Source organism: Microbacterium sp. T3-8 (assembly GCF_055398145.1).
In genome coordinates this window covers 2,512,904-2,532,869 of the sequence record NZ_AP027918.1, presented here as the reverse complement: position 1 = coordinate 2,532,869, position 19,966 = coordinate 2,512,904, and the positions used below count along the sequence as shown (strand labels likewise).

The following is a 19,966-nucleotide window of genomic DNA, read 5'->3' as shown; positions in this document are numbered from 1 at the left end:
ACCCGATCTCCTCGCAGGCACTGGCCGTCGCGCAGCGTTACCGCTAGCGCGACGGCCAGTGCCAGCTCGGACGCTCGAGCGGCAGCTGATCGCGCACACGGGTTCCGTAGCCGTTCGACTCGAGCTCGACGACCGACCCGCCCGCCTCGGCGAGTGCGCGGCGGAGGGGTGCCGAGTGGGTGACGACGATCACCTGCGTCTGGGCCGCCGCATGAGCGAGCAACGAGCCGAGAGGGTCGATGAGGCTCTCGTGCAGGCTCGACTCGGGCTCATTGACGACGAGGAGCGGCGGCGGGTCGGCGGGGAGCAGTGCCGCGCACCACAGCAGGTATCTGAGCGTGCCGTCGGAGAGTTCGGCGGCGTCGAGCGGACGCAGCAACCCGGGTTGCCGCAGCTGCAACCGGAACGAGCCGTCGGTGACGGATATCTGCACGCGTGATCCCGGGAAGGCGCGGTCGACGGCCTCGTCGAGCGGAGCGCCGCGTCCGGCTTCCGTCGTCGTCGCCCACACGGCGGCGAGGTCGGAGCCGTCGTCGCTCAGCCAGCGCGTGCGGGTTCCGACCTGCGGCTGTCGCGCGGGGGCGGACGCGTCGGTGCGGAAGTGGTCGTAGAAGCGCCAGCTGGCGATCCGGGAGCGCAAGGATGCCGTCTCCCACCGCGCGGTGCCGTCGACGAGGTCGAGCAGCACGCTCTGCCCCGGTCCCATCGGCTGATCCACCGACTCCCAACCGTCGTCGCCCCGCACCCGCACGCCGCCGCGCTGACGATCGACGAACAGCGTTCCCGGCCGCGCGAACGTGCCGCTGAACAACTGTTCGCGTTTGATCTCCGGGTCGCGCGTGAAGAGGCTGCGCGCGTCGGTCTGCGGCAGGCCCAGGTCGATGAGGTACCCGACCTCGTCGGCGGCGATGCCGAGGCGCACCGAGATCGGTCGGGTACGCCGTGTGCCCTGGGCTCCCTCACCCTGCGGCGTCTCGGGGCCCGCCCACAGCACGCTGTCGAGGCCTCCCTCCCGTGCGACGGCGGCGACCGCGCGGCCGTGGCCGGTCGCTGCGAGCAGGCGCAACGCGCGGTAGAGGTTCGACTTGCCCGTGCCGTTCGCCCCCGTGATCACGGTGAGCGGATCGAGCGGCACGACGACGTCGACGAGCGAGCGATAGCCGGAAACGGCGAGGGTCGTGAGCATGGCCCCATCGTGTCAGGCGCATCCGACACTCTGCTCTGAGCGGATGCGCTTCCGTCGGCGCGCCGATCCTGGTGTGCTGGTGTCATGACGAAGGCTCTGATTCTCGGCGGCACCGGATGGCTGTCGAGCCGGATCGCCCGCCGCCTCCTCGACGAGGGCGCCGCCGTGACCTGCCTCGCGCGGGGGACCCGCCCGGTGCCGCCGGGGGCGACGCTCGTGGTCGGGGACCGGACCGGCGCCGATCCGTACGCGGCGCTCGACGGCGAATGGGACCTCGTGGTCGACGTCTCGTCCTCGGCGCTCCAGGTCGCCCGGGCCGTCGACGAGCTCGGAGACCGCGCCGCCCGCTGGACCTTCGTGTCGTCCGTCTCGGTGTACGCCGACGACGAGACGGTGGGCGCCGACGAGAGCGCGCCACGGCATCCGTCCTCCCGCGCGGAGGATGCCGACTACGGTGCGCAGAAGGCGGCGGCGGAGGATGCCGTCGCCGCACTGGGCGATCGGGCGCTGATCGTGCGACCCGGTCTGATCGTGGGCGAGGGCGACCCGAGCGACCGCTTCGGTTACTGGGCGGCGGCGTTCGCACGGGCGGGGGAGCGACAGGTGCTGGTGCCGCCCCTGGCCGGCCGGACCGCGCAGATCGTCGACGTCGACGACCTCGCCGCGTACGTCGCCTCCTCGCGAGCCGTCGGCGCGGTGAACGCGGTCGGCGACGGCATCCCGCTCGCCGACATGCTCGAGATCGTGCGCGGTGCCGCCGGACACACCGGCGGCGTGCGCGAGGCGAGCGAGGAGTGGTTGCGCGCGCGCAGCGTGGAGTACTGGATGGGCGTGCGCTCGTTGCCGCTCTGGTTGCCGGCCGACACGACCGGATTCATGACCCGTCGCAACGAGAGGTTCCTCGCGACGGGAGGCGCGCTGAGCCCGCTCGACACGACGGCCGCGCGGGTCGTGGCCGACGAGCTCGTGCGCGGTGTGGATCGTCCGCGCCGAGCCGGGCTCAGCCGCGCGGAAGAGGCGGATCTCCTCGCCGAGCTCGGCGGCCGATCACGGTCGCTTCGCTAGACTCTGGGCGAGTGACACGGGGTGCCGCATCCGCGGCTGAGATCACACCCGTCGAACCTGATCTAGTTCGTACTAGCGAAGGGATGTCGCAATGAGCGATCTTCTGCGTCCATCGTCCGCCCCCTCGACCGCGCAGTCCGCGGCCCAACTGCTCGAAGCGCTGCGCACGGCTGCGCCGTTGACCCAGTGCATCACCAACGCGGTCGTCACCGGATTCACCGCCAACGTGCTGCTCGCGGTCGGAGCCGCGCCGGCGATGGTCGACATCGTGGGCGAGGCGGGGATGTTCGCGGGTGCGGCCTCCGGGCTGCTCGTGAACCTCGGCACCCCGACCCCGGAACAGCGCGCGGCGAGCCTCGAGGCGGTCGAGGCGGCGACCCTCGCCGGCACTCCCTGGGTGCTCGATCCTGTCGCGATCGGTGTGCTCCCGGTGCGCACCTCCCTGGCGGGCGAGCTCGCCGAGCGTCGGCCGACGGCCATCCGCGGCAACGCGTCGGAGATCCTCGCGCTGGCGGGTATGAGCACGGGCGGACGCGGGGTCGATGCCACCGACGGCACCGAAGCCGCACTCGACGCGGCCCGACACCTCGCTCGTCGCCATGGCAGCATCGTCGCCGTCTCGGGCGCCGTCGATCTGCTGACCGACGGCGAGCGGGTTCTCCGGCTGTCGAACGGTGACGCGCTCCTGACGCGCGTGACCGGAGGAGGATGCGCACTCGGGGCGGTGATGGCGGCGTTCCTCGGCACCGCCAGGGCGACCGGCACCGGAGCGCTGGATGCCGTCGCCGGGGCTTCTCTCGTCTACACGATCGCCGCGGAGGATGCGGCGGCGTCGGCGCCGGGGCCGGGCAGCTTCGCCGTCGCCCTGCTGGACGCGCTCGCCGCCGTCGAGCCGGCAGAGGTCATCGCTCGCGCGCACGTCGAGGAGGGAGCGCGGTGATCGCGGATCTCTCCCTGTACCTCGTGACGGACGCCGCCCTGTGCGGTGCACGCGGCGTCGTCGAGACCGTGCGGGAGGCGGTCGACGGTGGCGTGCGCATCGTCCAGCTCCGCGAGAAGGATGCCGAGCACTCCGACGTGGTCGCTCGCCTGGTCGAGCTTTCGCGCGTGATCGATGGGCGAGCGCTCCTCGTGGTGAACGACCGTCTGGAGGCGGCTCTCGATGCACGCGCGCAGGGCGCCCGAGTCGACGGGGTGCATCTCGGTCAGGGCGACGAGTCGGTGCTCCACGCGCGTGCGGTGCTGGGACCCGACGCGCTGATCGGGCTCACGGCGAACAGCGCGGCCCATCTCGCTGCGCTCCACGCATTGCCCGAGGGCACGGTCGACTACCTCGGGGTGGGAGTCATCCGCCCGACGGCGACCAAGCCCGACCACCCGCCGGCTCTCGGGATCGAGGGGTTCCGGGCGTTCGCCCGGGCCACCGCCCTTCCCTGCGTCGCGATCGGCGGCGTCGGCATCGACGACACCGAGGATCTGCAGTCCGCCGGCGCCGCTGGGCTCGCCGTCGTCTCCGCGCTCTGCGTCTCGCCGGATCCGCGTGCCGCGGCCTCCGAGTTCCGCGCGCGGTGGCGGCGGGGCGCGGTGCCACGGGTGCTGAGTATCGCCGGCAGCGATCCCTCCGGCGGTGCGGGGATCCAGGCCGACCTCAAGTCGATCGCGGCGAACGGCGGATACGGGATGGCGGCGATCGCCGCGCTCACCGTGCAGAACACGCGCGGCGTGCGCGATGTGCACGTGCCGGATGCCGCGTTCCTCTCGGCGCAGCTGGAGGCGCTGTCGGACGACATCGTGATCGACGCCGTCAAGATCGGGATGCTCGCGAACGTCGAGGCCGTGCGCGTCGTGAGTGCGTGGCTGAATCGGGTGCGCCCGCCGATCGTGGTGCTCGACCCCGTGATGGTGTCGACGAGCGGGGATCGTCTGCTCGACGCGGATGCCGAGGACGCTCTGGCCTCGCTGCTGCACCGCGCGCATCTCGTCACCCCGAACCTCGCGGAACTCGCCGTCCTCACCCGCCGGGAGGTCGAGGGATGGCCCGCGGCGCTCGCCGCAGCCGAGGAGCTGTCGACCGAGTACGGCACGGCGGTGCTGGTGAAGGGCGGTCACCTCCCCGGCGATCAGGCTCCGGACGCGATCATCGACGTGCGATCCGGCTCACGGGAGGAGTTCGGCGGCGGTCGCATCGCGACGGCGAACACCCACGGCACGGGATGCTCTCTGTCCTCCGCCCTCGCGACACGACTCGCCCGCGGAGACGACCTCACCGAGGCGGTGCGCGCTGCGCGGAGCTGGCTGCGCGAGTCGCTGCGGGAGAGCGGTGCCCTGCACGTCGGTGGCGGTCACGGCCCGGTGCATCACTTCGCGGGGCTCTGGGCGCGGGGCGGTGCGGGCACGCGACCGCTCCCGGAGGAGGTCGCCGAGGACTGGTGGCAGGGCATCGCCGGGATCCGGGCGGGCATCGACGGCCTCCCGTTCGTCCGCGGACTCGCCGACGGTTCCCTCCCCACGGAGGACTTCCTCTTCTACCTCGCGCAGGACGCGCTGTATCTCCGTGACTATGCGCGCGTCCTCGCCGATGCCGCCCGACTCGCACCCACCCCGGACGAGCAGGCGTTCTGGGCGGAATCGGCCCGCGGGTCGATCCTGGGTGAGCTCGAAGTGCACGCCTCCTGGTTGACACCGGCGCAGGGGGTGGCGGCGGCCACGTTCGCCGCGGACGCCTCGCCGACGACAACCGCATACCTCGACCACCTGCGATCCGTGGCGTTCGGGGGTGACTATCCCGAGCTGATCGCCGCCGTGCTGCCGTGCTTCTGGCTCTACACGGACCTCGGCGAGCGTCTGCACGCGGGGGAGTTCGGGGAGCGCGCCCGAGACCCGGAGCATCCGTACACCACGTGGCTCGCGACGTATGCCGACCCCGCCTTCGCCGAGGCGACCGCCCGGGCGATCGCGTTCGTCACCCGGGCGGCGGCCGCGGCGGATGACGAGACCCGCGCGCGCATGCGGCGTGCGTTCGAACGCTCCAGCGTTCACGAGCAGGCGTTCTTCCGTGCCCCGGGGGAGCGGGGCGGCGACTCGGTGACGTGACGGATTTGCGGATGCCGTCGAGGGCGCGCTATCGTCGCGACATGCCTTCGGCCGCTTCCGCTGTCTCGACGCTCGTCCCGAGCGCCGCTCCGGTGCGCCGACGCCGCGACCGCCGACGTTAGGCGACCCCGCGCTCCTGCCTGCCGATCCCGGCGGACGATGGTCGAGCACCGGTGTCGCCGCCCCGGTCCCCGACAGCCCCGACCGTTAAGGTAGAAGCATGACGTACTCCGTCGCCGTCTCCGGCGCATCCGGCTATGCGGGCGGCGAGATCCTCCGCCTCCTCGCCGCTCATCCCGACATCGAGATCCGCACCGTCACGGCGCACTCGAACGCCGGACAGCCGCTCGTCCAGCACCAGCCCCACCTGCGCTCCCTCGCGCACCTCACCCTGCACGACACCACGCCCGAGATCCTCGCGGGTCACGACATCGTCGTGCTCGCGCTCCCGCACGGACAGTCCGGGCAGTACACGGACGCGCTGGGCGACGTTCCGCTCGTCATCGACGCCGGTGCCGATCACCGTCTGACGTCGCAGGACGCCTGGGACGCGTTCTACGGAGGCACCTTCCACGATGCCTGGACCTACGGCGTGCCCGAGCTCCTCGTCGACGGAACGAAGCAGCGCGAGCGCCTGCGCGGTGCCACACGCATCGCTGCTCCCGGCTGCAACGCCTCCACCGTCAGCCTCAGCCTCGCCCCCGGGGTCGCTGCCGGTGTGATCGACCCGGGCGACATCGTCTCGGTGCTCGCGGTAGGCCCCTCCGGTGCGGGAAAGAGCCTGAAGACCAACCTGCTCGCCAGCGAGGTCCTCGGCACCGCGAACCCCTACGCCGTGGGCGGCACCCACCGGCACATCCCCGAGATCCGCCAGGCGCTCGCCGCAGCTGCGCCCGCGAGCACCGGCGCATCGGGCGACGGCATCCGCATCTCGTTCACCCCGGTGATCGTGCCGATGTCGCGGGGGATCCTCGCGACATCGACCGCGCCGATCGTGCCCGGTGCGTCCGACGCCGACATCCGCGCCGCCTGGCAGAACGCCTACGGTGACGAGACCTTCGTGCAGCTGCTGCCCGAGGGCGTGTTCCCGCGCACGGCCGACGTGCTCGGTGCGAACACCGCGCTGATCGGTCTCGCGATCGACCGTGCGGCGAATCGGGTCACGGTGGTCGCCGCGGTCGACAACCTCGTCAAGGGCACCGCCGGCGCCGCCATCCAGTCCATGAACATCGCGCTCGGCCTCCCCGAGGACCGCGCGCTCTCAGTGAACGGAGTCGCCCCGTGAGCGTCACCGCCCCCGCAGGTTTCGAAGCGGCAGGCGTCGCCGCCGGCCTCAAGTCCACCGGCAAGCCCGATGTCGCCGTCGTCGTCAACCGCGGCCCGCGCAAGGTCGGCGCCGCCGTGTTCACGAGCAACCGCGCCAAGGCGAACCCGATCATCTGGTCGCAGCAGGTGATCGCCGATCGCGTCGTCGAGGCGGTCGTGCTCAACTCCGGTGGCGCGAACTGCTTCACCGGAAGCTTCGGATTCCAGACCACGCACCAGACGGCCGAGAAGGCCGCGGAGCTGCTCGACATCAGCGCGGGTGACGTGCTCGTGTGCTCGACCGGGTTGATCGGCACCGGTGACGAGGTGTTCCGCGCGAAGGTGCTCGCCGGCACCGAGCAGGCGATCGCCACGCTGTCCGCCGACGGCGGCGACGCCGCGGCCCAGGCGATCATGACGACCGACACCGTCGCGAAGACGGCGGTCGTGCAGGGCGACGGATGGACGATCGGCGGCATGGCGAAGGGCGCGGGCATGCTGGCTCCCGGACTCGCCACCATGCTGGTCGTGGTGACGACGGATGCCGACCTCGAGCCGCTCGAGGCGGATGCCGCGCTCCGCGCAGCGACCGGCACCACGTTCGACCGGCTCGACTCCGACGGATGCATGTCGACCAACGACCAGGTCACCCTCCTCGCCAACGGGGCGAGCGGGGTGAAGCCCGACCTGGATGCGTTCCGCTCGGCGCTGCGCGAGCTCTGCCAGGAACTGGCGGTCAAGCTGCAGGGCGATGCGGAGGGCGCGAGCCACGACATCACGATCGAGGTGCGCGGCGCGGTGTCCGAGCAGGATGCCGTCGAGGTCGGCCGTTCGGTGGCCCGCAACAATCTCTTCAAGGCGGCGATCTTCGGCAACGACCCCAACTGGGGTCGGGTGCTCGCCGCCATCGGCACGACGTCCGCGCAGTTCGACCCCTACGACGTCGACGTCTGGATGAACGACGTGCGCGTGTGCACCGCAGGCGGTCCGGATCGTCCGCGCGAAGATGTCGACCTGACGCCTCGGGCGACGAACCTCGTCATCGACCTGCGTTCGGGCGAGGCATCCGCCACGATCCTCACGAACGACCTCACCCACGACTACGTGCACGAGAACAGCGCCTACGCCTCATGACCGACATCCAGGACACTCCCGCCGAAGAGGCGGCGCAGAAGGCGACGACGCTCATCGAGTCGCTGCCGTGGCTGAAGAAGTTCCGCGACCAGATCGTCGTGGTCAAGTACGGCGGCAACGCCATGGTGTCGGACGAACTGCAGGACGCCTTTGCGCAGGACATCGCGTATCTGCGCTATGTCGGCGTGCAGCCGGTGGTCGTGCACGGCGGCGGCCCCCAGATCTCCGACATGCTCGGGCGCCTCGAGATCCCCAGCGAGTTCAAGGGCGGGTATCGCGTCACCAACACCGAGGCGATCGGCGTGGTGCGCATGGTGCTCACCGGCCAGGTGAACCCGCAGCTGGTCACCAAGATCAACTCCCACGGCCCGATCGCCACAGGGCTCAGCGGTGAGGACGCGGGCCTGTTCGGCGGTCGCCGTCGCGGGGTCATGGTCGACGGTGAAGAGGTCGATCTGGGGCGAGTCGGCGACGTCGTGCAGGTCGATCCGACGGCGGTCATCGATCATCTGGTCGCCGGGCGCATCCCCGTCGTGTCGAGCATCGCGCCCGATCTCGACCACCCGGGGCACTCCCTCAACGTCAACGCCGACGCGGCGGCGGCTGCCCTCGCGATCGCCCTCGGCGCCCGCAAGCTCGTGATCCTCACCGACGTGCCGGGGCTCTACGCCGACTGGCCGAACCGCGATTCGCTCGTGTCCCACCTGACGTCGACGGCCCTCATCGACATGCTGCCGAGCCTCGAGTCGGGGATGATCCCGAAGATGCGCGCCTGCCTCGACGCGGTCGAGGGCGGAGTGGACGCCGCGGCGATCATCGACGGACGCGTGCCGCACTCGGTGCTCGTCGAACTCTTCACCAGCAAAGGAATCGGAACGGAAGTGGTGGCAGGATGACCATCTGGCAGGACGACGCGCAGCGCGACCTCGTACTCAACGCGGGAGCGCGCCTGGCGTTGCTGACGCGTGGCGAGGGCTCCTATCTGTGGGACTCCGAGGGCCGACGCCACCTCGACTTCCTCGCCGGGATCGCCGTGACCTCCCTGGGCCACGCGCACCCGGTGTTCGTCGAAGCGGTCTCCCGCCAGGCCGCGACGCTCGCCCACGTCTCGAACTATTTCGCGACCCCCTCGCAGCTCGCGCTCGCCGCACGCCTCAAGCGTCTCGCGGGGGCCGGGATCGACGGTCGGGTGTTCTTCTCGAACTCCGGCGCCGAGGCGAACGAGGCCGCGTTCAAGCTCGCCCGTCTGCACGGCGGTGCCGAGCGTCCGCGCATCATCGCCCTCGAGAACGGCTTCCACGGCCGCACGATGGGTTCGCTCGCGCTGACCGCGAAAGAGGCGATGCGCGCCCCGTTCGAGCCGATGCCCGGCGGCGTCGAGCACATCCCGGCGACCATCGAGGCGCTCGAAGCCGCGATGGACGATCGCGTCGCGGCGGTCATCGTCGAGCCGATCCAGGGCGAGGCCGGCGTGGTCGAGCTTCCCGAGGGCTACCTCGCCGCCGCCCGCTCGCTGACGCTCGCGCACGGAGCGCTCCTCATCGTCGACGAGATCCAGACCGGTGCCGGGCGCACCGGCGCCTGGTTCGGGTTCAGCCATGAGGGCATCACCCCGGATGCGATCACGCTCGCGAAGGGGATCGGCGGGGGCTTCCCGATCGGCGCGCTCGTGACCTACGGTGCGGCGAGCGATCTGTTCACCCCCGGCTCGCACGGCTCGACCTTCGGTGGGAATCCGCTGGCCACCGCGGTGGCGGATGCCGTGCTCGCCGAGATCGAGGACGCGGGGCTCGTCGAGAACGCCGCCCGACGCGGTGAAGAACTGCGCGAGACGATCCTCGGACTGGAATCGCCGCTGGTGTCGGGTGTGCGCGGTCGCGGTCTGCTGATCGGCGTCGCCCTCACCGAGCCGGTCGCGGGTGCGGTGGTCGCTGCGGCGCAGGAGCGCGGCCTCATCGTCAACGCGGCCAATCCCGACACGGTGCGCATCGCGCCCGCCCTCACGATCGGCGACGCCGAGATCTCCGAGTTCCGCGAGCTGTTCGCGGCCACGCTCTCCGACGTCTTCGCGACGCTCCCCGGAAAGGTATCCGCATGACCCGCCACCTGCTGCGCGACGATGACCTCACGCCCGCCGAACAGGCCGAGATCCTCGATCTCGCGATCGAGTTGAAGAAGGATCGGTGGGCGGACAAGAGCCTCGCCGGGCCCCAGACGGTCGCGGTGATCTTCGACAAGTCGTCGACCCGCACCCGTGTCTCCTTCGCGGTCGGGATCGCCGACCTCGGCGGATCGCCCCTCATCATCTCGACCGCGAGCAGCCAGCTCGGCGGCAAGGAGACCCCCTCGGACACCGCGCGGGTTCTCGAGCGCCAGGTCGCCGCGATCGTGTGGCGCACCTACGCGCAGTCGGGGCTCGAAGAGATGTCGGCGGGCACCCGAGTGCCCGTGATCAACGCGCTGTCCGACGATTTCCACCCCTGCCAGCTGCTCGCCGATCTGCTCACGATCCGTGAGCACAAGGGCGAGCTCGCGGGGCTCACGCTGACGTTCTTCGGCGATGGGCAGAGCAACATGGCGCACTCCTATGCGCTCGCCGGCGTCACAGCGGGCATGCACGTGCGCATCGCCTCTCCCGCCGACTACTCGCCGCGGGCGGACGTCGTGGAGGCGGCCGACCGTCGAGCGGCCGAGACCGGTGGGTCCATCACTCTGTACACCGATCCGGTCGAGGCTGCGGCCGGCGCCGACGTCGTCGTCACCGACACGTGGGTGTCGATGGGCAAGGAAGAGGAGAAGATCGCGCGCATCCGTGATCTCGGCGGCTACAAGGTGACGCCCGAGACGATGACGCTCGCCGACTCGGAGGCGATCTTCATCCACTGCCTTCCCGCCGATCGCGGATACGAGGTCGACTCCGAGGTCATCGACGGCCCGAAGAGCGTCGTGTGGGACGAGGCCGAGAACCGCCTGCACGCGCAGAAGGCGCTGCTGGTGTGGCTGCTGCGGAAGAACGGCTCGGCATCGGCCCTCGCCGGAGCCTCCGCATGAGCGGCGCGAAGAGCGACGGCACGAACGAGGGCGCGCTCTGGGGCGCCCGGTTCGCGACCGGTCCGTCACCCGAGCTCGTGGAGCTGAGCCGGTCGACGCATTTCGACTGGATCCTGGCCCCGTACGACATCGCGGGTTCGCATGCCCACGCCACGGCCCTCGAGGCGGCGGGCTATCTGGAGCCGGAGGAGGCGGTGCGCATGCACGCGGGCCTCGACGCGGTCGCGCGCAAGGTCGCCGACGGCACGCTGCTCCCGGCGCCGACCGATGAAGACGTCCATGGCGCGCTCGAGCAGGCGCTGATCGCCGAGCTCGGCCCGGAGCTGGGCGGACGCCTGCGCGCCGGCCGCAGTCGCAACGATCAGATCGCGACGCTCGTGCGCATGTACCTCATCGACCACGCGGCGGTGATCGCCCGTGACATCCTGCGGGTGATCGACGCGCTCGTGGCGCAGGCCGAGGCGCACCCCGAGGCGATCCTGCCGGGGCGTACGCATCTCCAGCACGCACAGCCCGTGCTACTGGCTCATCATCTGCAGGCCCACGGTTGGCCGCTGGTGCGCGAGCTCGAGCGCCTGGTCGACTGGCGTCGACGGGCCGGCGTCTCGCCGTACGGCGGGGGAGCGCTCGCGGGTTCCACGCTCGGTCTCGATCCATCGCTCGTCGCCTCGGAGCTGGGGCTCGATCGTCCGGCCGAGAACTCACTCGACGGCACGGCCGCACGCGACGTGGTCGCCGAGTTCGCCTTCGTGACCGCGATGATCGGTGTCGACATCTCGCGCCTGTCAGAGGAGATCATCCTCTGGAACACGCGCGAGTTCGGCTTCGTGACCCTCGACGACGGCTACTCGACAGGGTCGAGCATCATGCCGCAGAAGAAGAACCCCGACATCGCCGAGCTCGCGCGGGGTAAGTCCGGGCGCCTCATCGGCAATCTCTCGGGGCTTCTCGCAACGCTCAAGGGACTGCCGTTGGCCTACAACCGCGACCTGCAGGAGGACAAGGAGCCGGTCTTCGACTCGGTTCGCACCCTCGAGGTCGTGCTTCCCGCTTTCGCCGGCATGATCGCCACGTTGCGTTTCGACACGGATCGGATGGCGGCTCTCGCACCGCAGGGCTTCTCGCTCGCGACGGACGTCGCGGAGTGGCTCGTGAAGCGACGGGTGCCGTTCCGCGACGCGCACGAGATCTCGGGTGCGCTGGTGCGCGCCTGCGAGGAGCAGGGGATCGGTCTCGAGGACGCGTCCGACGAACTGCTCGCCGGCGTCTCCTCGCATCTGACCCCGGAGGTGCGCGAGGTCCTCACGATCGAGGGCTCCGTCGCCTCGCGCACGGGGATCGGTGGAACCGCTCCGGTGCGCGTGGCCGAGCAGCGCGCCGAACTCGTCGCCCGCGCACAGGCCGCCGCGCACGCGCTCGGTATCTGAGCCGGGCTCCGGCCCCGGTGGGCCGGAGCCCGGTGCTCAGTGCAGGTCGGTGTCGGCGGGCGTCCGCGTCCATCGGGAGAACCGCACGGCGAGTCCGCTGCGCGTCGGCCCGGCGAGGAACGGCCCGGCGGATGCCGCGGCGTCGCCGTCGAACGGGGCGACCCGCACGAGTCGCCACGGGCCGTCGGCCGCGCGGGCACGCACGATCAGGGCATCCGCCCACCGGCTCACACGCACCGTGACCTCGCTGTCGAGCCAGTCGTCGACGTACCCGACGGACCAGTCGGAGCGGATGGCGGTGACGACGGCGCCGAGGCCGAGGTGCCCGTCGGCGTACTCGAGGCCGGCTTTCATCCAGTGCTCGTCGTCGATGCGCACGAACACGCCGGCTTGATCGAACTCTCCGGTCCAGGGCGCGTGGAAGGAGACCTCCATGGCTTCGCCGACGGCGAGCGGGGCGAGGAGCGCGTGCTCGGTGTCGTGGACGAATCCGTAGGCCGTGTGCCGCCAGGCATCGCTTCCTTCGACGGCGGTGGCGATGAGCTCTTGTCCGCTCTCGATCGAGAGGGGAGGATGGGTCCAGGTTCCGGCGCTCCACGGGACGTTCTGCGATTCAGGCATATCCCGAGAATATAGCCCATAAAGGCATAACTCAAGAATATGCGTGATACGGTTATATACATGGTCATCGCCGTGATCGCCGACATCGTCGGCTCCCGTTCCCTGAGCGACCGCGGGGTCGCCCAGCGTCGACTCGATGACGCGATCGCTCAGGCCGAGCGCGATCGCCCGTTGGCGCTGCAGCCCCTCACCCCGACGGTGGGCGACGAGCAGCAGGCCGTCTATGGCGATCTCGAGGGGGCGATGACGTCGCTCCTGATGATCCGTCTCGCGCTTCCCGACGGCATCGGGTTGCGGTTCGGGCTCGGTGTGGGGGAGGTCCGCCGCGTGGATTCCGCGCACGGAGCGCTTCCCGACGGGCCGGGATGGTGGGCTGCACGGGAGGCGATCGACCTCGCCCACGAGCGCGAACGACGAGCGGTCCCGCGCTCGCGCACGTGGATTGTCGGTGCCCCCGGTCAGAATGAGGTCATGGAGTCGACGATCGCGGTATCGAACGCCTACCTCCTCGTCCGCGACGAGCTGGTGGGAGCGATGAGCGAGCGAGAGCGACGGCTGACCTACGGTCGCCTGGTGGGCCGCTCCCAGCAAGAACTCGCCGAGATCGAGGGCGTGACCCAACCCAGCGTCTCCAAGTCGCTGCGTCGGGCCGGAGCCCAGGCGCTCATCGACGGCCTGGCGACGCTGCGCGGTGACATCGCATGATCCTCGCCGGCTTCCTCCTTCTCGCGGTCGGTGCCGTCGACCTCGTGCGGCAGTTCGCCGCGCGCCGCTGGATCGGTTATCTGGTGGTCGCGGTGCTGCTCCTCGTGCTCGGCAGCGTCGGCGACGCGCTGCTCCCGATGCTGGCTGCGCTCGTGGTCGGTGCGCTCTGGGTGTGGTGCATGCCCGACGACCGTCCATCACCCGCCGGGTTCTGGCCGGCCGTGCTGCTCGGCATCGTCAGCGTCGGCGCCGTGGTCACTCTCCCCGAGCGCTCGGGCGCGGGCCTGATCGGCGAGGTGTGGCACCTCGATTCGCCGGTCGGCGCGATCTCCTTCGATCTCGCCGTCCTGGTGGTCGGGGCGGCTGCGTTCCTCCTCGAATCCGCGAACCTCGTGGTGCGCGCGGCTCTCGACGGCGAACACACCTGGCGCCCGGTCGAGCGCCGAGAGCTCGAGCCGACCCCCGCCGATGCGGAGCGGGCCGACGGCGAGTCATCGGCATCCGCATCCGAACCGACGGCGGCGATCGATCGGCGCAGTGCATTCCAGGGCGGGCGATTGATCGGCCCCCTCGAGCGGATCCTGGTGCTCATGCTGACCCTCGCTGCGGCGTACCCGCTCCTGGCGGCGATGCTCGCGGCCAAGGGCATCGTGCGATTCCCCGAGATCTCGCGCGGACGCGAGACCGGTGCGCGAGCCGAGTACTTCCTGGTCGGCAGCCTCGTCAGCTGGGTGATCGCCCTCGGCGCGGCGTTCCTCGTCTGGTGGTCGGCGAACGGGTGAGGCATCCGGCGCTGATAGCCTGGAAAGCGTGTCTGATCCCGCTCTGACGACTGCGACGCCGGCGATCGACCCCACGTTCGAGAACGTGTGGGACGAACTCGTGTGGCGTGGCCTCGTCCACGTGTCCACCGACCAGGAGGCGCTGCGCGCCCTGCTCGCGGGAGACCCCATCACGTATTACTGCGGGTTCGATCCCACGGCACCCAGCCTGCACCTGGGCAACCTCGTGCAGCTGCTGACGCTGCGCCGCATCCAGCTCGCCGGTCACAAGCCGCTGGGGCTCGTCGGAGGGTCGACGGGGCTGATCGGCGATCCGCGCCCGACAGCCGAACGCACACTGAACACGCGTGAGACGGTGGCCGAGTGGGTCGATCGTCTGCGTGCTCAGGTCGAGCGCTACCTCAGTTTCGAGGGTGACAACGCCGCTCGGATCGTCAACAACCTCGACTGGACGGCGCCGCTCTCGGCGATCGACTTCCTGCGCGAGGTCGGTAAGCACTTCCGTGTGGGCACGATGCTCAAGAAGGACGCGGTGGCAGCCCGCCTCAACTCCGACGAGGGCATCAGCTACACCGAGTTCAGCTACCAGATCCTCCAGGGCATGGACTTCCTCGAGCTCTACCGCCAGTACGACTGCGTGCTGCAGACCGGCGGTTCCGATCAGTGGGGCAACCTCACCAGCGGCACGGATCTCATCCGGCGCTCCGAGGGGGCGTCGGCGCACGCGATCGGCACCCCGCTGATCACGAACAGCGACGGCACCAAGTTCGGCAAGAGCGAAGGCAATGCGATCTGGCTGGATGCATCGATGTGCAGCCCGTACCGCATGTACCAGTTCTGGCTGAGCACCGCTGATGCCGATGTGATCGAGCGTCTGAAGGTCTTCACCTTCCTCTCGCGCGCCGAGATCGAGGAGTACGCGGCACTCGTCGAGTCTGAACCGTTCCGTCGCGCCGCGCAGAAGCGCCTCGCGCTCGAGGTGTGCGCGACCGTGCACGGCGTCGAGGCGACGGCGGCGGTGATCGCGGCATCCGACGCGCTGTTCGGTCAGGGTGACCTGACCGCACTCGATGCGGCCACGCTGCGGACCGCGCTCGAGGAGCTCCCGAACACGACCGTCACGCTGGGCTCGCCAGTGGTCGAGGCACTCGTCTCGACCGGTCTGGTGTCGAGTCTCTCCGAGGCGCGGCGTGCGATCGCCCAGGGTGGCGTCTCGATCGACGGCGCGCGCGTCGAAGACGAGAACGACACGGTGCGTGGTGGTCTCCCCGGTGGGGTCTCCGTGCTCCGTCGCGGTAAGAAGACCCTGGCCGGCGTGTTCATCGCCTGACGGTTCCATGCCGTCGCGCCTCGGCGCCGACACCGAGGAGGACGGATGCCGTTCACACCCAGCCACGCGCTGGTCGCACTTCCGTTCGTCCGGACGCCGCTCGTGCCGGCGGCGATCGCGATCGGGGCGATGACCCCCGACCTTCCGCTGTTCCTCCGCGGCGTGGGACTGAACTACGAGTTCACCCACACCGCGGGGAACGTGGTCTGGACCGCGCTCCTCGCGTTCGTGCTCTTCCTCGTGTGGCGCGTCGTGCTGCGTCCGGCCGTGCCGGAGCTCGTTCCGGCATGGGTCGCGCGGCGGCTTCCCGAGGGTTGGGATCGCTCGGCGTTCGCGGCGGCGGGGGAGGCCGTGGGAGTCGGTGGGCGTCGGGCGTACCCGGTGCTGCTCGCCGCGTCGCTGATCCTCGGAGTGATCTCGCACATCCTCTGGGACCTCTTCACGCACGAAGGGCGTACCGGCGTCGAGCTGGTCCCGGCGCTCGACGAGATGTGGGGCCCGCTACCGGGTTACAAGTGGCTGCAGCACGGATCGAGCGTGATCGGGCTGGCGATCATCGGAATCTGGGCGCTGGTCTGGGTGCGGCGTCGGTCGCCTCGACCCACCCTGGATCGCCGCGTGCCGCAGGGTGTGCGCATCGCCTGGTGGGTGTCGCTCCCCGTCGTCCTGATCGGATCGTGGATCGTGGGACTGTTGATCTGGGGTCCACTCGACGCGGAGTTCACCGCGCAGCACCTCGCCTACCGGGTGCTGCCTCCGGCCTGCGCGATATGGGGAGCGGCCACGATCGTGCTGTGCCTCGTGCTCGCGATGCGGCGCTCACGTCACCAGCGCGGCTGATCCCGTCCCCAGGGCCGCGGGGCTGCGAAGTCGAATCCCGGAATCACCGAGCCGACGGTCACGATGCTCCGCCCGCCGACGGAGAACCGCGTCGTATGGCCTGAGCCGTCGATCGTTCGCTCGGCGGCGAGGACATCGTGTCGTGGCAGCCCGAGCAGTTCGGCGGCGATCCGTCGCAGCGAGGTCGAGATGATCCAGCTTCCGCCCTCGAGCTCCCGCCGGCGGAGAGCGACGCAGACGGCGGCGGCCAACAGGTATCCCGCGCTGTGGTCGAGCGCCTGAGCAGGGAGCGCACCGGGCACACGCCCATCCCGTGACTCGATCCAGGAGATGCCGGACTCGGCCTGCACCAGACTGTCGAATCCCGCCCGGTCCGGATGCTCGCTGCCCCAGGCGCTCAGTCGGGCGATCACCAGGTGCGGATGCCGACGCGCGAGCGCGTCCGGATCGAGCCCGAGGCGCGCGATGCTCGACGGGCGGTATCCGAGCACGACGGCATCCGCGGACGACAGCAGCTCCTCCATCTGCGGGGAACGGGCATCGAGGAGAGCCGTTCGCTTCCCATGGCCGGTATCGAGGTGCTGCCACTCCGGTTCGGGCAGATGCGGAGGATCGATGCGCAGCACGTCGGCACCGAGGAGGGCGAGCGTGCGCGTGCACACCGGTCCGGCGATGACGCGTGTGAGATCGAGCACGCGGTACCCCGCGAGCGGAGCGTCGGGTGACCGGGGTCTCGACAGGTCTGCGAGCGACGGGCGGGTGCCGTCACGCGATACCTCGACGAGTGCTGTCGTGCGCAGAGCACGATCGACCGCGGGACGTTCATGCTCCACGACGACGGCGAGCCCACCCGCAGAAGCGATCTCACGGGCGGCGTCGACCGCGGTGATACGGGCGAGAGAGGCCGCCACGTCCGTCGCGTCACCGTTCGGCGCGACGCCGAGGCCACGACGCAGGGCTGCCGCGTGATGCGGGTAGTTCCCGTGGGTGCGGAGCCAACCGTCACCCGTGGACCAGAACCCGGAGAACGGCGACCAGACCGGGGGAGAGGAGCCGTCGATCGTGAGGAAGCGATCGCTCCGATACGCCACGGCGATGCGCTCGAGGTCGACCGTCCGGAGGTCGCGTCCCGCTACGGCGCTGATCGCCGCGACGCTGGAGCGGGCGAGTTCGTCCGTCGCGAGCCGAGAGGGGAGGGCGACGGTGCCCTGCGGTTCGGGGGCATCGACGTCCACCGGGGGCGTGATCGCAAGATCCGCGAAGACGCGTCGCAGCAGTGAGGTGGGCATGCGCCGAGCGTAGTCCCGGCGCGTCGCGGGCGGGAAAACGCCTGTGATCGGGACGAAGGCGATCCGGGAGCCGCTGCGACACGCCCGAGGGGTGGGCCCCGATTTGCCAGAACCCCGGAATCCCCGTAACTTATTACTTGTTCGCCCCACAGGGAAGCGGAAAGGCCGAGAGCCTCACCCCCCTCAAGCGGAGAACGAATCCCGATCCACTCTCACTTGAGAGAACAGGCGCTAGCGTCTAGGATGGGGAACTCACCTCTTCTACAGCTTGTCCGGCTGTGCAGCGGATCACTGATCTGCTCGACACGCCGACTTGACAAGCCGGATGAGATGGGTAAGATAGAGAAGTTGCCCTTCGGGCCTGGTTGTGATGACTGGGTCGTGGGAGCATCCGATCCTTGAGAACTCAACAGCGTGCACTTGTCAAATGCCAAATAACCTCGATTCAGCTTCGGCTGGATGAGATTCCTTTGGATCAAAGACCAACCTCCTTGTGGGGTTGGCAACGGATGAAGTCAGCAATGAATTTGTCTCTTTGGTCAGCATCAAACTCGCTGCTTCCCGGTTTTTCCCCGGGTGGTATGCATTTCTTTTTTACGGAGAGTTTGATCCTGGCTCAGGATGAACGCTGGCGGCGTGCTTAACACATGCAAGTCGAACGGTGAAGCAGAGCTTGCTCTGTGGATCAGTGGCGAACGGGTGAGTAACACGTGAGCAACCTGCCCCTGACTCTGGGATAAGCGCTGGAAACGGCGTCTAATACTGGATATGTGACGTGACCGCATGGTCTGCGTCTGGAAAGAATTTCGGTTGGGGATGGGCTCGCGGCCTATCAGCTTGTTGGTGAGGTAATGGCTCACCAAGGCGTCGACGGGTAGCCGGCCTGAGAGGGTGACCGGCCACACTGGGACTGAGACACGGCCCAGACTCCTACGGGAGGCAGCAGTGGGGAATATTGCACAATGGGCGGAAGCCTGATGCAGCAACGCCGCGTGAGGGATGACGGCCTTCGGGTTGTAAACCTCTTTTAGCAGGGAAGAAGCGAAAGTGACGGTACCTGCAGAAAAAGCGCCGGCTAACTACGTGCCAGCAGCCGCGGTAATACGTAGGGCGCAAGCGTTATCCGGAATTATTGGGCGTAAAGAGCTCGTAGGCGGTTTGTCGCGTCTGCTGTGAAATCCGGAGGCTCAACCTCCGGCCTGCAGTGGGTACGGGCAGACTAGAGTGCGGTAGGGGAGATTGGAATTCCTGGTGTAGCGGTGGAATGCGCAGATATCAGGAGGAACACCGATGGCGAAGGCAGATCTCTGGGCCGTAACTGACGCTGAGGAGCGAAAGGGTGGGGAGCAAACAGGCTTAGATACCCTGGTAGTCCACCCCGTAAACGTTGGGAACTAGTTGTGGGGTCCATTCCACGGATTCCGTGACGCAGCTAACGCATTAAGTTCCCCGCCTGGGGAGTACGGCCGCAAGGCTAAAACTCAAAGGAATTGACGGGGACCCGCACAAGCGGCGGAGCATGCGGATTAATTCGATGCAACGCGAAGAACCTTACCAAGGCTTGACATATACGAGAACGGGCCAGAAATGGTCAACTCTTTGGACACTCGTAAACAGGTGGTGCATGGTTGTCGTCAGCTCGTGTCGTGAGATGTTGGGTTAAGTCCCGCAACGAGCGCAACCCTCGTTCTATGTTGCCAGCACGTAATGGTGGGAACTCATGGGATACTGCCGGGGTCAACTCGGAGGAAGGTGGGGATGACGTCAAATCATCATGCCCCTTATGTCTTGGGCTTCACGCATGCTACAATGGCCGGTACAAAGGGCTGCAATACCGCGAGGTGGAGCGAATCCCAAAAAGCCGGTCCCAGTTCGGATTGAGGTCTGCAACTCGACCTCATGAAGTCGGAGTCGCTAGTAATCGCAGATCAGCAACGCTGCGGTGAATACGTTCCCGGGTCTTGTACACACCGCCCGTCAAGTCATGAAAGTCGGTAACACCTGAAGCCGGTGGCCTAACCCTTGTGGAGGGAGCCGTCGAAGGTGGGATCGGTAATTAGGACTAAGTCGTAACAAGGTAGCCGTACCGGAAGGTGCGGCTGGATCACCTCCTTTCTAAGGAGCATCTGACTCTTCGG

The 19,966-nt window shown here is 69.1% G+C and carries 16 protein-coding genes, 1 rRNA gene and 1 riboswitch; of the genes, 14 read left to right on the top strand and 3 right to left on the bottom strand.

Annotated elements, in window-relative coordinates; translation table 11 throughout:
* Positions 1-43: 43 nt before the first annotated feature.
* Positions 44-1,186: an AAA family ATPase gene (locus tag ACZ5Y9_RS12100; RefSeq protein WP_464471441.1), complete on the bottom strand. Its 1,143-nt coding sequence runs from the start codon at positions 1,184-1,186 to the stop codon at positions 44-46.
* Positions 1,187-1,270: 84 nt separating this feature from the next.
* Here ACZ5Y9_RS12100 and ACZ5Y9_RS12095 point away from each other — a divergent pair, with 84 nt between their 5' ends.
* The 9 genes from ACZ5Y9_RS12095 to argH all read left to right on the top strand — a co-directional run bounded on the left by ACZ5Y9_RS12095 (position 1,271) and on the right by argH (position 12,261).
* Positions 1,271-2,251, top strand: a complete 981-nt coding sequence (locus tag ACZ5Y9_RS12095; protein WP_464471440.1) for an NAD-dependent epimerase/dehydratase family protein — start codon at positions 1,271-1,273, stop codon at positions 2,249-2,251.
* A gap of 7 nt (positions 2,252-2,258) precedes the next feature.
* Positions 2,259-2,352, top strand: a riboswitch (TPP riboswitch).
* Positions 2,343-3,191 carry a hydroxyethylthiazole kinase gene (gene thiM / locus ACZ5Y9_RS12090; RefSeq protein WP_464471439.1) on the top strand — a complete coding sequence of 283 codons (849 nt, stop codon included), beginning with the start codon at positions 2,343-2,345 and terminating at the stop codon, positions 3,189-3,191. It overlaps the preceding riboswitch by 10 nt.
* Positions 3,188-5,344, top strand: coding sequence for a bifunctional hydroxymethylpyrimidine kinase/phosphomethylpyrimidine kinase (locus ACZ5Y9_RS12085; RefSeq protein WP_464471438.1), 2,157 nt, complete (start codon positions 3,188-3,190; stop codon positions 5,342-5,344). The genes thiM and ACZ5Y9_RS12085 overlap by 4 nt, the downstream gene beginning before the upstream one ends.
* Before the next feature lie 220 nt (positions 5,345-5,564).
* A complete protein-coding gene (gene argC / locus ACZ5Y9_RS12080; protein ID WP_464471437.1) occupies positions 5,565-6,629 on the top strand; it encodes an N-acetyl-gamma-glutamyl-phosphate reductase in 1,065 nt (354 codons plus the stop codon).
* Positions 6,626-7,783, top strand: a complete 1,158-nt coding sequence (gene argJ / locus ACZ5Y9_RS12075; protein WP_464471436.1) for a bifunctional glutamate N-acetyltransferase/amino-acid acetyltransferase ArgJ — start codon at positions 6,626-6,628, stop codon at positions 7,781-7,783. The genes argC and argJ overlap by 4 nt, the downstream gene beginning before the upstream one ends.
* Entirely contained in the window at positions 7,780-8,679 is a 900-nt protein-coding gene (argB, locus tag ACZ5Y9_RS12070; RefSeq protein WP_247634407.1) for an acetylglutamate kinase, read from the top strand. The genes argJ and argB overlap by 4 nt, the downstream gene beginning before the upstream one ends.
* Complete coding sequence (locus ACZ5Y9_RS12065) at positions 8,676-9,881, top strand: acetylornithine transaminase (RefSeq protein ID WP_247625359.1); 1,206 nt, start codon at positions 8,676-8,678, stop codon at positions 9,879-9,881. Before argB ends, ACZ5Y9_RS12065 begins: the two co-directional genes overlap by 4 nt.
* Positions 9,878-10,834: an ornithine carbamoyltransferase gene (argF, locus tag ACZ5Y9_RS12060; protein WP_247956524.1), complete on the top strand. Its 957-nt coding sequence runs from the start codon at positions 9,878-9,880 to the stop codon at positions 10,832-10,834. The genes ACZ5Y9_RS12065 and argF overlap by 4 nt, the downstream gene beginning before the upstream one ends.
* Complete coding sequence (gene argH / locus ACZ5Y9_RS12055; RefSeq protein ID WP_247625361.1) at positions 10,831-12,261, top strand: argininosuccinate lyase; 1,431 nt, start codon at positions 10,831-10,833, stop codon at positions 12,259-12,261. Before argF ends, argH begins: the two co-directional genes overlap by 4 nt.
* A gap of 36 nt (positions 12,262-12,297) precedes the next feature.
* On the opposite strand, the gene ACZ5Y9_RS12050 is transcribed toward argH, so the two are convergent.
* Positions 12,298-12,882 (bottom strand): DUF1349 domain-containing protein, encoded by a 585-nt coding sequence (locus tag ACZ5Y9_RS12050; RefSeq protein WP_464471435.1) that lies wholly within the window; start codon positions 12,880-12,882, stop codon positions 12,298-12,300.
* A 60-nt stretch (positions 12,883-12,942) separates the two neighbouring features.
* On the opposite strand from ACZ5Y9_RS12050, the gene ACZ5Y9_RS12045 reads away from it, so the two are divergent.
* The 4 genes from ACZ5Y9_RS12045 to ACZ5Y9_RS12030 are packed head-to-tail and all read left to right on the top strand — an operon-like array spanning position 12,943 to position 16,539.
* Entirely contained in the window at positions 12,943-13,587 is a 645-nt protein-coding gene (locus tag ACZ5Y9_RS12045) for a SatD family protein (RefSeq protein ID WP_247625363.1), read from the top strand.
* Complete coding sequence (locus ACZ5Y9_RS12040; RefSeq protein ID WP_404598576.1) at positions 13,584-14,369, top strand: hypothetical protein; 786 nt, start codon at positions 13,584-13,586, stop codon at positions 14,367-14,369. The genes ACZ5Y9_RS12045 and ACZ5Y9_RS12040 overlap by 4 nt, the downstream gene beginning before the upstream one ends.
* A 28-nt stretch (positions 14,370-14,397) precedes the next feature.
* Positions 14,398-15,699: a tyrosine--tRNA ligase gene (tyrS, locus tag ACZ5Y9_RS12035; protein ID WP_464471434.1), complete on the top strand. Its 1,302-nt coding sequence runs from the start codon at positions 14,398-14,400 to the stop codon at positions 15,697-15,699.
* A 45-nt stretch (positions 15,700-15,744) separates the two neighbouring features.
* Complete coding sequence (locus tag ACZ5Y9_RS12030; protein ID WP_464471433.1) at positions 15,745-16,539, top strand: DUF4184 family protein; 795 nt, start codon at positions 15,745-15,747, stop codon at positions 16,537-16,539.
* On the opposite strand, the gene ACZ5Y9_RS12025 is transcribed toward ACZ5Y9_RS12030, so the two are convergent.
* Positions 16,524-17,828: a CoA transferase gene (locus ACZ5Y9_RS12025; protein WP_464471432.1), complete on the bottom strand. Its 1,305-nt coding sequence runs from the start codon at positions 17,826-17,828 to the stop codon at positions 16,524-16,526. The genes ACZ5Y9_RS12030 and ACZ5Y9_RS12025 overlap by 16 nt on opposite strands.
* Before the next feature lie 593 nt (positions 17,829-18,421).
* On the opposite strand from ACZ5Y9_RS12025, the gene ACZ5Y9_RS12020 reads away from it, so the two are divergent.
* Positions 18,422-19,943, top strand: a 16S ribosomal RNA gene (locus ACZ5Y9_RS12020).
* Positions 19,944-19,966: the final 23 nt, after the last annotated feature.